General features: G+C 48.5%; 14 protein-coding genes. 7 read left to right on the plus strand and 7 right to left on the minus strand.

What is annotated here, in order from left to right; genetic code table 11:
- Positions 1-72: 72 nt before the first annotated feature.
- Both ACWHX8_RS18570 and ACWHX8_RS18575 read left to right on the plus strand, forming a co-directional pair.
- Entirely contained in the window at positions 73-1,248 is a 1,176-nt protein-coding gene (locus tag ACWHX8_RS18570; RefSeq protein ID WP_447969624.1) for an NnrS family protein, read from the plus strand.
- 170 nt (positions 1,249-1,418) lie between these two features.
- Positions 1,419-2,459, plus strand: a complete 1,041-nt coding sequence (locus ACWHX8_RS18575) for a PKD domain-containing protein (protein WP_447969625.1) — start codon at positions 1,419-1,421, stop codon at positions 2,457-2,459.
- Between the two features lie 176 nt (positions 2,460-2,635).
- On the opposite strand, the gene ACWHX8_RS18580 is transcribed toward ACWHX8_RS18575, so the two are convergent.
- Positions 2,636-3,178 carry an FKBP-type peptidyl-prolyl cis-trans isomerase gene (locus tag ACWHX8_RS18580; RefSeq protein ID WP_447969626.1) on the minus strand — a complete coding sequence of 181 codons (543 nt, stop codon included), beginning with the start codon at positions 3,176-3,178 and terminating at the stop codon, positions 2,636-2,638.
- A gap of 325 nt (positions 3,179-3,503) precedes the next feature.
- Between ACWHX8_RS18580 and ACWHX8_RS18585 the strand changes: the two genes are divergently transcribed.
- Positions 3,504-4,529 (plus strand): metal-dependent hydrolase, encoded by a 1,026-nt coding sequence (locus tag ACWHX8_RS18585; protein WP_447969627.1) that lies wholly within the window; start codon positions 3,504-3,506, stop codon positions 4,527-4,529.
- A 51-nt stretch (positions 4,530-4,580) separates the two neighbouring features.
- Here the strand turns inward: ACWHX8_RS18585 and ACWHX8_RS18590 are convergent, their stop codons facing one another.
- Entirely contained in the window at positions 4,581-5,159 is a 579-nt protein-coding gene (locus tag ACWHX8_RS18590) for a TVP38/TMEM64 family protein (RefSeq protein ID WP_447969628.1), read from the minus strand.
- Positions 5,160-5,349: 190 nt separating this feature from the next.
- On the opposite strand from ACWHX8_RS18590, the gene ACWHX8_RS18595 reads away from it, so the two are divergent.
- The gene (locus ACWHX8_RS18595; protein ID WP_447969629.1) at positions 5,350-6,102 is read left to right on the plus strand and encodes an SDR family oxidoreductase; all 753 of its coding nucleotides are present in this window, start codon (positions 5,350-5,352) and stop codon (positions 6,100-6,102) included.
- A 226-nt stretch (positions 6,103-6,328) separates the two neighbouring features.
- On the opposite strand, the gene ACWHX8_RS18600 is transcribed toward ACWHX8_RS18595, so the two are convergent.
- From ACWHX8_RS18600 to ACWHX8_RS18610, 3 genes are all read right to left on the minus strand, one after another.
- Positions 6,329-6,583 carry a Txe/YoeB family addiction module toxin gene (locus ACWHX8_RS18600; RefSeq protein WP_447969630.1) on the minus strand — a complete coding sequence of 85 codons (255 nt, stop codon included), beginning with the start codon at positions 6,581-6,583 and terminating at the stop codon, positions 6,329-6,331.
- The gene (locus ACWHX8_RS18605; protein ID WP_447969631.1) at positions 6,580-6,831 is read right to left on the minus strand and encodes a type II toxin-antitoxin system Phd/YefM family antitoxin; all 252 of its coding nucleotides are present in this window, start codon (positions 6,829-6,831) and stop codon (positions 6,580-6,582) included. Before ACWHX8_RS18605 ends, ACWHX8_RS18600 begins: the two co-directional genes overlap by 4 nt.
- Before the next feature lie 348 nt (positions 6,832-7,179).
- A complete protein-coding gene (locus tag ACWHX8_RS18610; RefSeq protein ID WP_447969632.1) occupies positions 7,180-8,841 on the minus strand; it encodes a fumarate hydratase in 1,662 nt (553 codons plus the stop codon).
- Positions 8,842-9,104: 263 nt separating this feature from the next.
- On the opposite strand from ACWHX8_RS18610, the gene ACWHX8_RS18615 reads away from it, so the two are divergent.
- Positions 9,105-9,989: an alpha/beta hydrolase gene (locus ACWHX8_RS18615; protein ID WP_447969633.1), complete on the plus strand. Its 885-nt coding sequence runs from the start codon at positions 9,105-9,107 to the stop codon at positions 9,987-9,989.
- Between the two features lie 151 nt (positions 9,990-10,140).
- On the opposite strand, the gene ACWHX8_RS18620 is transcribed toward ACWHX8_RS18615, so the two are convergent.
- Both ACWHX8_RS18620 and ACWHX8_RS18625 read right to left on the minus strand, forming a co-directional pair.
- A complete protein-coding gene (locus ACWHX8_RS18620; protein WP_447969634.1) occupies positions 10,141-10,638 on the minus strand; it encodes a hypothetical protein in 498 nt (165 codons plus the stop codon).
- Positions 10,635-10,991 (minus strand): TRL domain-containing protein, encoded by a 357-nt coding sequence (locus ACWHX8_RS18625; protein ID WP_447969635.1) that lies wholly within the window; start codon positions 10,989-10,991, stop codon positions 10,635-10,637. Before ACWHX8_RS18625 ends, ACWHX8_RS18620 begins: the two co-directional genes overlap by 4 nt.
- Positions 10,992-11,344: 353 nt before the next feature.
- Between ACWHX8_RS18625 and ACWHX8_RS18630 the strand changes: the two genes are divergently transcribed.
- Together ACWHX8_RS18630 and ACWHX8_RS18635 are read left to right on the plus strand one after the other, a co-directional pair.
- A complete protein-coding gene (locus ACWHX8_RS18630) occupies positions 11,345-12,673 on the plus strand; it encodes a hypothetical protein (protein ID WP_447969636.1) in 1,329 nt (442 codons plus the stop codon).
- Positions 12,670-13,332, plus strand: coding sequence for a hypothetical protein (locus ACWHX8_RS18635; RefSeq protein ID WP_447969637.1), 663 nt, complete (start codon positions 12,670-12,672; stop codon positions 13,330-13,332). Before ACWHX8_RS18630 ends, ACWHX8_RS18635 begins: the two co-directional genes overlap by 4 nt.
- Positions 13,333-13,344: the final 12 nt, after the last annotated feature.

Below are 13,344 nucleotides of genomic sequence, written 5' to 3' on the forward strand. Positions count from 1 at the left end.
TTCCTCCAATCAATACTGTATACTACAAATGCGTCAAACCACATACATGACTATTATCATAACCCTGAACCAATGAACGACACCCCCACCTATCAGGGCTCCGCATTGTTGTCGTTCGGATTTCGGCCGTTCTTTTTATGCACCGCCCTCTTTGCCGGTATCGTCATTCCACTCTGGACTCTCATTCTTTCCGGAGCAACAGACATTGAATTTCTTTATCCATCTCGTGATTGGCACGTACATGAAATGGTCTTTGGGTTTCTGCCATGCGTGATCACTGGGTTTCTTCTGACAGCCATTCCTAACTGGACCGACCGTCCCCCGCTGAGTGGTTATCCGCTCATGCTGCTACTGAGCGTATGGCTAGCTGGGCGTCTCGCGATGGGGACATCTTGGCTCCCCCCCCTTCTTGTGGCTATTGTTGATGGAGCCTTTCTGATTATGGTGGCTGGATTCGTGTGGCGCGAGATCGTGACCGCTGGCGCGTGGAATCGCCTACCAATGGGGATTATCATCAGCGTGTATGCTGGCGCGAATATTTTATTTCATACACGAATGCTCAGCCAAACCGACACCGACCTTGCAGCACGAATCGCGCTTGCGCTCATTATGATGCTTCTTACGCTCATTGGTGGACGCATCGTCCCGAGCTTTACCGAAGACTTTCTTGACGAACACGGCTTGTCGAAACAGTCTCCACCGTTTTCTTTTGTTGATAGCCTCTCGATTGCTCTCGTTGGAATCGCCGCAATAACATGGGTGGCGTCACTCCCACCTTTCGTGACCGGTACAGCATTTGTGTTAGCAGGCATGATCAATTTCATTCGCCTGGGACGCTGGCAAGGGTGGGTAACCTGGCCTGAACCCCTTGTGTTCATTCTTCACATTGGATATGCATGGCTAGCCCTCTCGCTTCTAATCCTTGGGGGGGCAATCCTAGGAATCGGGCTGTCGATAGAAGATGCCCTGCATGCACTCACGACTGGAGCTGTTGGGGTCATGACCTTGGCCGTCATGACCAGAGCTAGCCTAGGGCATACTGGCCGCCCCAAACATGCGAATGCCTCAACCGTCTTGATCTACCTCCTCATCAACATCGGCGCAATATTACGCATATTCGGGCCAAGCCTACCACTACCGGACGACATACTCCTACACGTCGCTGCTGCCTGTTGGAGTGGAGCGTATGTGCTGTTTGCCATAGTTTATGGCCCCATACTGTTAGGCCCGAGCCTGGACGAACACTAGTCCTATTTCAGATAATGAGAGATGTGAGTGCTTGAAAATACTGTTAAAAAGGTCTACAAAATGACGCGTCACTCACTACATTCAACATATAGAGAAAAGCCTCAAGCGGGTTTGGGAAATCGCGCTATCGCATTCTCCGACCCATTGACTGAGCTTTCGGAGAACTGCCGATGTTTATTCCATGCACATATCATCACTCTGCCTCTTGGATTCTAAAGTTTCTTGTCCTGCCCATGGGCATGACCTTGTTCATTGGCGGGAACGGGTTGGCCTTCACGATTCTTGAACCCACAAACGACAGCACATTCACACCAGGGCAAGAGATTACCGTGCGGCTGGACCCGCAAGACCTCAGTAACCTAATTCAAGCAAAATTCTATTGGTATTGGGAACATGAAGATATGCTTCTGGAATCAATCGATGAAAACCTTGCGCGGACGTCCACTCAATCAGACAATCCTCCCTTTGGCGGAACCATCAAGATTCCAGAGACCGCCATCGGTCAATTACGCCTACTTGCCGTCGGAGACCGGGCAGGAGGACAGTTTCATGATGAGAAATGGGCGATTTTTGATGAAGTCTTCTTGACGATCGAGCCGGAAGCCGAATTAATCGAAATTGATTTTCAAACTAACAAACCCCTTGCCTTTGGACGAGCTGCTGGAGCCACGGTCTACGATAAGGTTGACTTTCTTGGCACGATCGCCGAGCTTCCCGTCATCGGGATTTTTGCCGACGGCATTACACGCCCCATCCGTAGGCAATCCTCCGGCACAACGTACCACTCTTCCAATGAGAAGGTTGTGTTGATTAACCCTGACGGCCTCATGCAATTGGTCGGAAACGGAAAAACGACCATTACGGTGAAAAATCGTGGAAAAGAAGCCTCACTTGCCGTCGTCGTGGAAGTTCAAGACGAACCCAATGAATCTCCAGTGGCTGACCCAGGGAAGAATAAATCCGTTCAATCTGGCGCTCGAGTCCAACTCAACGCCCTACGTAGCTTTGACCCAGAGGGCGGCTCGCTTCAGTACTATTGGTCGCAAATTGGCGGGAGTAACGTTCCTCTTCTTGACCCGTACTCGGCAAAAGCCAGCTTTCTTGCTCCCTACGTCGAATCGACTCGAATATTTCGATTCAAACTGCGCGTGACGGATATTCAAGGAGCCGATAGTTTTCCGGCCTTTGTCGATATAGCCGTCGAACCATAACGGAATTTTCCGAAAATGAGTGAATCCAGTGAGGCGAAAGTAAAGAGGCTTCCAGCAGGGTAGAAAAAACAACAACTGATTCACGACGCTTACCGCATAGAATGCCCGAAGAAGGAAACACGGACCCCGCTGAGAAGCAAGGTCCGCGTTAAAGAATGGATTGAGCGAGAATTGGATTACGGCGTAGCTGTCGGCTCAACATCCAGAATCTTCACATCAAAATTAAGCGTTTTCCCTGCCAATGGATGATTGAAGTCCAAGACCACCACTTGCTCTTTCACTTCCTTCACGCGGGGATGGACAACACCACCTTGTGCATTTTTTCCCTGAAGCGTAGCTCCAATTTTTCTGGCCTCAGGTGGAATTTTATCGATAGGAACCTCTTGGATGGCTTCTGCTCTTGGCTCTCCGTAGGCATCTTTTGCTTCAATCGTGACTTGCTTACTCTCCCCTTTTTTCATGCCTTCAAGAGCGGTTTCTAAGCCAGGAATAATTTGGTGGGAACCCTGAGTAAACTTCAAAGGTTCTCTTCCAACATTCGTATCCACAATATCTTTATTTTCTAACGTTAACGTGTATTCCATCGAAACTGTTGTCCCGTCAGAAACCGTCATTGCTGAACTGTCGTCTGCTGTTTGGGCCTGGACCGATGTCGCAAATGTTCCGGCTATGAAAATGGAACAGCATGCAACCCGAAGGGCCAATGAATGCAATGCCATGAGATGAATCCTCCGTATTAAAGGTGTGAACGCCGCGTAGGCTGGAAAGGATCGCGAACGAGGGAGGGGGGGAAAGCGAACGGATCCAGACTAGGGACGAATAGTCATCACCAATTTATCAGATAATGGCAGGCATAGCTATGTAGGCAAATGAGGTCACTAGGTGGAAACCCATGAATCAAGGTGCCTTGCTAAGGGCGCCCTTCATGGCCTGTTGCATCGGAATGGACCACAAAGACCATTATCCTCTGATAAGATGCTGAAGTATGAGAATTTCCCCCAAAAAGCGGAATATGGTGATTCGTGAGATGACAAGGGCACGACCGTGGATTCTTTAACTCAACTCGCACTCGGAGCTGCAGTAGGAGAAGCAACCCTGGGACGAAAAGTTGGCAACAAAGCTATTGGGTGGGGAGCAATCTGCGGCACCATTCCCGACCTTGACGTCTTCATTCCGTTTGATGACCCAGTAACGTCCTTTATTTCGCACCGGTCGTTTTCTCATTCCTTGTTCACCTTAGCCCTTCTCACACCCTGCGTGGTATGGATCATTCGTCGACTCCACCCACAACTCGCCAACCATACACGAGGGTGGATGACTTTGGTCTATCTCGCCTTTGCCACTCATGCGCTGCTGGACAGTTTTACGGCATACGGCACACAACTCTTCTGGCCGTTTTCCAATCATCCAATCATGTGGTCTACGATTTTCATCATTGATCCCGTCTATACGACACCACTGCTACTTGGGGTGATCGGCGCACTCATCATGAGCCGAAAAAAAAGCCTTGGACATACAGCGAACACACTCGGCCTAATACTCAGTACATTATATTTATCGTGGACAGTCGTCGCTAAATGGCATGTCACACATTTCGCACAGGAACAGTTATCCACACAACAAATTCCCTACACGCAGATGCTCGTTCAACCGACCCCGATCAACACGCTTCTCTGGAGAATACTCATTATGAAGGAGGACGGCTATGCAGAAGGATTTTACTCGATTGCCCGCCCCTCCACAGATCTTCAGCTCACATATTTTCCGAGTGACCGGCATTTTCTAGACACACTCACAACACATAAACCCGTCGAAGGGCTGCAGTGGTTCACGCAAGGCTTCTGGGGAATCAGACAGCAAGACAATTTCATTGTCATCTCCGATCTTCGCATGGGAATGGAGCCAAACTATGCGTTTAGTTTTAATATCGGGACCAATCAGCAAGCACGCATAGTACCAATTGCCGGCGCAAGACGAGCCTCGACCACGAACTGGGGACAGGTGCTTCGCTGGGTGTGGAAACGAATATGGGATGCGCCTAAGGCGGATTTACCTGATGCCCCCAAATAAGCATGTTACATATTAGAGAGCACGAAAGAACGGTCAGTATGACTATGACACTTATCCTTTGAGTAGGTGCTGAAAAATCACCTCAAAAAAATAACAATAGAGAAAAATAGGAAGAGGTAACCCAAGGATCGTTCCGAGCATATAATGTCGAAAGCGAATGTCGGCAAGCGCCAACGCATAATTTAAAGCCGGTAACGTTTGAAAAAGGATGCGCAGGAGCGTTACGGAAAGAATCGGACGTTCGTCTAATTGACTGAATATCCTGTCGGCCCATTTGTTGTTGAAACTGCGAAGAGCCGAACCACCGACAGCGCGGATCAAAAGGAAGCTGACAGTTGCCGAACACATGGCAGCCGAAATTGTCGCCACGCCGCCCCATTCTTTCCCCAACGCGAATACAGCACCTACCAAAAACACCCACCCTGGCACATACAAGAGATTACCAATACTGAAGGCGACACAGAAGACTACGAGACCCCAGAAGGTATGTTCAAGAAAAAGATCCTTAATCGTCTCTGGTGAAAGCTTTGAACGCAGGCCTGTGGCTTCTACGATAAGGTAGAGCAACACAAAGAATACGATAATATACAGAACCTTCTTCTTCGGATCAGTGGTCAACACAAGAGACATAGAGAAGACTGACGTCTTGAGAAATACAGACAACACGTATTGGAGTCGGCTGTCATTATACACAAATTAAATAACCCTCTTCTCTTTCTCATCGTGCCTTCCGACAGCTCATCTGCCTAGGAAAGTTGACAGTAGCGCATGATCCTGACATTTTAGGGTGACCACGAACAACACGAAAAAAGGAGAGGTCATGGGAAACAAACTTGAAGGAAAAGTTTCCGTCATCACGGGAGGAAACAGCGGCATTGGCTTGGCCACCGCCAAGCTCTTCCAGGATGAAGGCGCCACCGTCGTCATTACGGGACGCCGGCAAGAAGCCGTCGACAACGCCGTTAAAGATATCGGAGGAACCAGTATCGGGTTTGTTTCGGATGCCGGGAATATGAATGATATACACACGCTTTATGCCAATATCCAAAAAGACGTTGGGAAGATCGATGTGCTGTTTCTCAATGCAGGAGTAGCGACCTTTGGCCCCTTCATGTCAATGGATGAAGCCACATTCGACCAGATGGTGAATGTGAATTTCAAAGGCCTGTTCTTTAATGTGCAACAAGCCTTGCCGCTCTTGAATGAAGGCGCATCGGTTATTTTCAACACCTCAATTGCCGATCAAAAAGGGTTTCCCGCCACCAATGTCTATGCCGCCACGAAAGCCGCCGTGCGCAGTCTCGCTAGAACCTTGGCGGGCGAACTCTATGAACACAAGATCAGAGTCAATGCCCTCGCCCCAGGGCCGATTGATACGCCAATCTTTGATAAACTGGGATTTCCGGAAGAAGCTGTTGGCGGCATCAAAGAAGGTTTTGCCGGTGAGAATCCCATGAAACGCATGGGAACATCCGAAGAAGTCGCCAAGGCCGCCTTGTTCCTAGCCTCGGATGATTCCTCTTACATCATGGGCATCGATCTCACTGTCGACGGAGGAATGACACAGCTTTAAGGGGAGAGGCAATCATTGATCCTGCCGAAGTTTTTCTAAATCTAACTTGAGTCCAACTTTGCCTTTCATAGAACGCAGATTTCGATAGGCACCACTAGCGGCCACAAATTCCAACCCTCGACTCATTGTCGGTGTAATCCCTTCCCCTGTAGCCTGAGTTGCACGGGTGAGAAGGTCTCACGGAGCATGGAGCGCGAGTTTTTTGTGTATTGAGGTCAGAAGCAGATTAATAATGATAACGAAGCTGGGCAATGAGCAACGCATTGCCTTCTATGCGATACACCATACGATGTTCATCGGTGATACGACGAGACCAAAATCCAGAAAGTGCATGTTTTAAAGGTTCAGGCTTGCCGATACCGGCAAACGGTTCACGCTGTGTTTCATAGATTAATTTGTTAATGCGTTCAACTATCTTTTTGTCCTGCTTCTGCCAATACAGATAATCCTTCCATGCTTCATCGGCAAAAATCAGCTTCACTTGCCCAGATTCCGTGCCACTCCCTTGCCAGCATTTAATTGTTCCACTGCAGACAAAAGACGTTTAGCATTCGTTGGGCTACGAAGAAGATAGGCGGTCTCTTCGAGAGATTTATAGTCCTCCAAAGACAGCATGACAACAGATTGCTCACTGTTACGTGTGATGATCAAAGGTTCATGATCATCACACACCCGGTCCATCGTACTGGCAAGATTAGCTCGCGCAGCAGAATAAGTAATGGCATCCATGTGCTTAGCCTCCAAATTTAATTGTACGTGATATTGTACATGTCATGCTGAGACCTGTCCAGTGCAACCGCTGAGATCTAACAGTCAAACCAAAAGAGGCAAAAGGTGCAGTCTTATAATTCGAGAATAGAGATGAACATGAAAATGAGGAATCAGGAAAGGACCCTACTTATTATTGGTCGTCTCATGGCAATGTTTCGAGTCCCAAATTAGCCACTCTATATAGTCACAGCTTTATTCTGAGAAGAACCAGCTTTCCATTATTTGACGTGTTGACTAAAGGGCAGCTTCCAGTCCGACAATGAAATGTCATATTGGAAAACGACTTCAAGGCCTCGCAAACCTACTTCACTTATTCTTTCCATTTCCAACTTGAACTAACGCTGGCGGCCGTTGATCCGCAAGATCAGCATAAAAATCCTTCCCCTCGTGGTTCACGACGATGAAGGCGGGGAAGTCTTCGACTTCGATTTTCCAGACGGCTTCCATACCGAGGTCTTCGTATTCCAGCACTTCGACTTTTTTGATGCTGTGTTCGGCAAGTCGTGCGGCAGGACCGCCAATGGAGCCTAGATAGAATCCGCCATACTTGCCACAGGCATCCCGTACCTGCTTAGAACGGTTGCCTTTGGCCAGCATAATCATGCTTCCGCTTGCGGCCTGAAACTGATCCACGTAGGAATCCATGCGTCCTGCAGTGGTGGGTCCAAACGAGCCCGAGGCATGGCCTTCCGGTTTCTTCGCAGGGCCAGCGTAATACACGACATGATCTTTGAGATATTGAGGCAGGCCTTCACCTGAATCCAAACGTTCTTTCAGTCGTGCATGTGCGATATCCCGAGCAACGACGATAGGGCCAGTCAATGAGAGACGAGTGGCAACGGGATGCTTGCGTAGTTCTTCTAAAATTTTGGCCATTGGTTGCTTGAGATTGATCTTTACCACTTCCCCTTCCAAATCTTTTTCCATTACTTCAGGAAGGTATTGGGCTGGGTGGGTTTCAAGTTGTTCAAGAAACACGCCGTCTTTACAAATTTTGCCGAGGATCTGTCGATCGGCTGAACACGACACACCCAGTCCCACAGGACACGACGCGCCATGTCGTGGGAGACGAATGACGCGCACATCATGAGCAAAGTATTTTCCTCCAAATTGCGCACCAATGCCGGTCTCTGTACAAAGTTGTAAAATCTCCTTTTCCAGTTCGATATCTCGGAATGCACGGCCCAGATCATTCCCGGACGTGGGGAGATCGTCCAGATAATGACAACTGGCCAGCTTCACAGTCTTGAGAGTAAACTCCGCGGACATACCACCGATCACCAATGCCAAATGATAGGGTGGACAAGCCGAGGTCCCAATGGTACGGATTTTTTCCGCGACAAATTGCATCAGAGATTTCGGGTTCAGCAGCGCTTTGGTTTCCTGATACAGAAAGGTTTTATTCGCTGACCCCCCGCCTTTGGCAATAAACAGAAAACGGTAGTTCGAACCAGACTCGGCATAGAGATCAATCTGCGCTGGCAAATTATTGCCGGTATTTTTTTCGGTGTACATATCAAGCGGCGCCATTTGCGAATAGCGCAAATTCCGTTGATCGTACGCGTCATAAATTCCACGACAGAGCGCTTCCGCATCATCGCCAGTTGTAAAAACCTGTTGTCCTTTGTAGCCGAGAGCAATGGCCGTACCGGTATCCTGGCAACCTGGTAGCACTCGGCCGGCGGCGATGTTGGCGTTCTTCAGTAATTCCAACGCAACAAATCGATCATTATCCGAGGCTTCGGGATCATCTAAAATTTTCGCCAACTGTTGAAGATGACTGGCTCGAAGTAAATGCGAGACGTCATCCATGGCTTCACGTGCGAGGAGAGTGAGGGCCTCAGATTTCACCTTTAAAATTTCTTTACCTTCAAAGCTTGCCGTGGAAACATAGTCCGACGTCAGTTTGCGATATTTGGTTTTATCGACTGCATGTTCAAAGATTTCTTGATAGTGAAATTCGGCCATAATGTTGACTCCTTCAATAAACGTACAAATATAGGACTGTTGAGATTCTCTACGGTAATGGCTGCCCTACATTTTTGGCAAGGCGCGTCTGTTGAAAAAGTCGGTTGCCAACATTCTTGGCGCGTTGCTCGTTGCTCGTATTTCGTATCTCGCGAAAAGTGTTTTTGTGCCAATTTTTGCCTGGCTGAACTTATCCTACATGTGTTTCGGGTAGAATGAATGGATTCTCAGAATTATTTCGAATTCTATTGTGCACTAGATCTATGAAATACTTCAAAATCTTTTTATTAGGTTCTTTTCTGGTTATCCTCATACTGCTTGCAGGGACGTATTGGACTGGAGCATGGCTCATGGCTCCTGCCCCAGCCACGATCGTTACGCCCTCGACTTTGTTACCGGCTCAATCCGTACATTTTTCTAATTCTAGAGGGAAACGTCTGGCTGGCTGGTACATACCAGGACGTTCCGATTGCGGTACCGTGATCCTGACGCATGCCATTCGTAGCAACCGTGCGAGTATGGCGGGTAGAGCGCCATTCTTACGCAAGGCCGGGTACTCACTATTGCTGTTCGATTTTCAAGCTCACGGGGAAAGCGAAGGCCAAACCATCACGTTTGGAGACCTGGAACAAGACGATGTCAAAGCCGCAGTTCAATTTGCCTTACAACAAAACCCATCGAATCCGGTCGGTCTCATAGGGTTTTCATTGGGAGGTGTCTCAGCAGTCTTAAATGGCCCCGCCCTCAACGTAGATGTTCTGATTCTCGAGGCGGTAAATTCAAGACTTGAAAACGCTGTCATGAACCGCATTCGTCAGCGCGTTGGCACATTTTCGCCATTCCTAGCCTATCCCCTGCTCTTTCAGCTGCAGCTACAATATGGGGTAGACCTCAAAGAGCTTCGCCCTATCGATTCAATTCGTTCTCTAGAAGTCCCTGTCTTTGTGATAGGAGGCACACGCGATCAACATACACTCCCGTCAGAAACAAAAGCCCTCTTTGCGGCGGCCAATTCTCCGAAAGAACTCTGGCTCGTAAAAGGAGCCCACCATCAAGACATATACCAGTTTGCACCGGCAGACTACGAAGCCCGGGTGCTGTCGTTTCTCAATACGCATTTGGCCTGTGCCTCTCCAATGACTAAATAGGAAATCTAGAGAATGTTGAAAAAGTCCTCCAGCGACGGTGTAGGTAGGTCGTTCCTGAATTGTCGCTCGTTGCTCGTGAAGCGTATCTCGTGAAGAAAAGACAAAAGATTCTTCTTACGAAATACGAGATACGAACGACGAGATACGTTTTTTACCTACGAGATACCCCTTTTCTTTCACTTAGATGATACCCGCATGGATCCTTGGCAGTTGGGCGTGTAAATCCTTGAGCCACCACAACCGTACATTCCCGGCTGTACGTCAAAATGGACCATTTATGCACATCTACCTTGACGTCATATAATCCTGTCAGATCTGGATGCTGCTCTTTGATATGGAGCAGTGCTTTCTTGTAACTTCCGTCCCCCTTAGCCCCTGAAACGCTCAGACGGTCTGTCGCGGAAAAGATAATGGGAATGGAGAGCCCATGCTGACAACTATCGCCCATGACTTCTCCTACTGAAACCACATCGTCAGGCCTCTCATTGTGCGTTAGGGTTTGATAGGATAGCGGTGCCTCAGAGTCATAATACAACACGAATCCTCCAACAAAAATCAGGCCAGAACGAGCTTCGTAGGCCGATCGTTGCAACGAGGAACATCCAGAGGCAAGCACACACAGCCCCATCAGCATGAGAACGACTTTCATACGGAGCCTACTTTTCCCGTCACGACAGTACATGTCTGCGTATACAAGCCAAAGACATACGCCGTGGCTTTGACATCGACATGCACATCATAAAGAATGGAACCAGTGGGTTCGTTCGCCAAGGCATTCTTTATAGCTCCCACATACCCTCCATTTCCCCAGGCCACTAAAAATAACACGGCTCGATTACAACTTTCCCCAATCACCACGTTATCTGTGGCTTTGGCTTTTACATCGATCGGACTTGCCGAACGATACGCTCTCGGCACCTGAATATCGGTGTATAGACACCCGCTCAGCAACATCGAGCCAACCAACATGACCAGCATTGTCGTGAATTGTCGTTTCCGCATTCTCCCTAGCCTCCAAAATAAAAGAACGATTCACAATCTCGACGGTGCCATGCATCCACCTTTGCGTCCCGGCACTCATCATCACTGATCAACAGCATTGTGCTTAGCTTAATTGAGAAACGAGATTCAAGAAAGCCCCATTCTGAAATCCTTCTCATCTATGTTGCCAAGTTAAGAGCAAAGCAACAGAGAGAGGATGGTTTTACGTCATCGACACTTGACTCCACACACGTCTCATGTCACATTTGTTATTCATTTTTTTTCAACGGGAAGGCAACATGCCATGTTGCAGGCTATTCGAGATATAACAGCCCGTCTTGATCACGCATAGATACTCACAACCACTGACACACATGATACATAAGACTCAGGGATTCTTGAACACACACAGAGTGAATCGGACAACCACCCAGTGGGTTCAACGCCTGGCGTTCAGCCTTGGCATGTTCTTGATCATCGGAGGTCTCTTACCTCACACGGGCACAAGCCAGACAACGACAGTCAAAGAACAGGCTGAATCCCCAACGCAGCCTCAACATCTTCATATCACCCCTGAACCATCAGCCGCTCCCGGGACTCCTCCTCATGGAACCTGTTACGAGAATATTCCCTGTTACAAAAAGACATTGGAAACCGTCTTGGAAAAACTAGGAACGGAGCAAGCCCTTCAAGTAATCGAAGAAATCGTCAAGAAGGATCACGCGGCGTTACGCGAAGCCCATAATCTCACTCATCATGTCGGACGGATGTCCTATCATCACCTCAAGGACGTCACCGCTGTCATGTCGCAATGCACGCCTGCCCATCAATCGGGATGTTATCACGGTGCGCTGGAAGCCTATCTCACCAGCAAACCGCATATTCAACCACATGATGTGGTGGCCATCTGCGACGCCAAACTGGAGAAAGAAAAAGGACGATTCGCATATTTCAATTGTTTTCATGGGTTAGGCCATGGCCTGACGATGCATCTCAATCATGACATCAAACAGGCGTTAGCCATGTGCGACACGTTGAACACGGCATGGGATCAACAGTCTTGCTATGGTGGGGTCTTCATGGAAGGCGTGATCACTGGCATCAACGGCTCGCAACAACATAGCGGTCATCATGGCAAGAACACCCAGCACAAGAAAGTCAAACTTATCGAACCCAACAATCCCCTGTATCCATGCTCGGACCTTGATGAAAAGTATTTGCGAGAATGTTACATGATGCAAACTTCGATTATTTTACACTTAACGAAGTACGACTTCGCGAAGGCCTTTCGCGAATGCGACAAAGCCCCGGAGGGCATGAGGCCGACATGCTACCAAAGTATGGGAAGAGACATATCCGGCCACACCTTGCGGAACATTGAACAGTCGGCTCACCTTTGCCAATTAGGAACGACCGCATACCAAAATCGTTGCTTTGCTGGTGTTGTGAAAAATTTCCTTAACGTGTCTGGTCGAGCTTCGGACAATGCGTTTGAATTTTGTCGACAGATACCCGAACAACATAAACGTGATTGCCATTATGCAATCGGAGAAGAACTGCTCACCCTCTATGCCAAACCAGAGCAACGTACTCAAGCCTGTGCTCGCTCGGAAACCGCCTATATTCAAGGTTGTCGTCAAGGAGCTCGCCTAGCTCTCGATCAATCGTCAAAGCTGACCAACCGTATACCGACTGTATCTTGAACGTACTCTTTTACCCCTTCCATCTCTGCCATGAACGGACCCTTCAGCAACTCTTAGCCGAATACCAACAGGTCCATTTTCGTGATTACATGGCCTTGCAACTTTCGCCCATGATGGGCACGCTGGCCTATCCGGATAGAATGGGCGATGACCACCCCGAACTACTGAACGCTGGACGAATCGTGCAAGGACATTCAGTGAACGGAGCCATGAACCAGGACGTCGTCACAGCCGTGAACAGGGATTTAGCGGATCAACCCTGGCGATCGTATTTTCATGAGTCGTTACATCATAATCCGCAATTTCAACGTGGGCTCGTGACCTTTGCCCAAGATCCCCATGGAAGAAGTACCAAGCCTGTAGATTCAATCGGCCTCGCAAAGTTACAACAGCCAGAATGGGAGTTCACCCCTTTTACTGTAGAGGCACTCAAGACCCTGAGCGGAAGACGTTTGTCGCAGGAAGAGAATGATCGCTATGAATATGGATTCGCTTTGCTCAAAACGGCAGCCTCTCTTATGTATACGATACAGCTTTGCCAGCAATGGCATCTGGATGCGGCAACTGATTCGGCCTCACATCATCAGTTGCTCACACGGACATGCGAACGGGACAAGGTATCTCTCATGAATCGATATATAAAGCGGGAAGGGTATTAGTCTTTGCAAAAC

The sequence above is a fragment of the Nitrospira sp. M1 genome, from assembly GCF_965152605.1.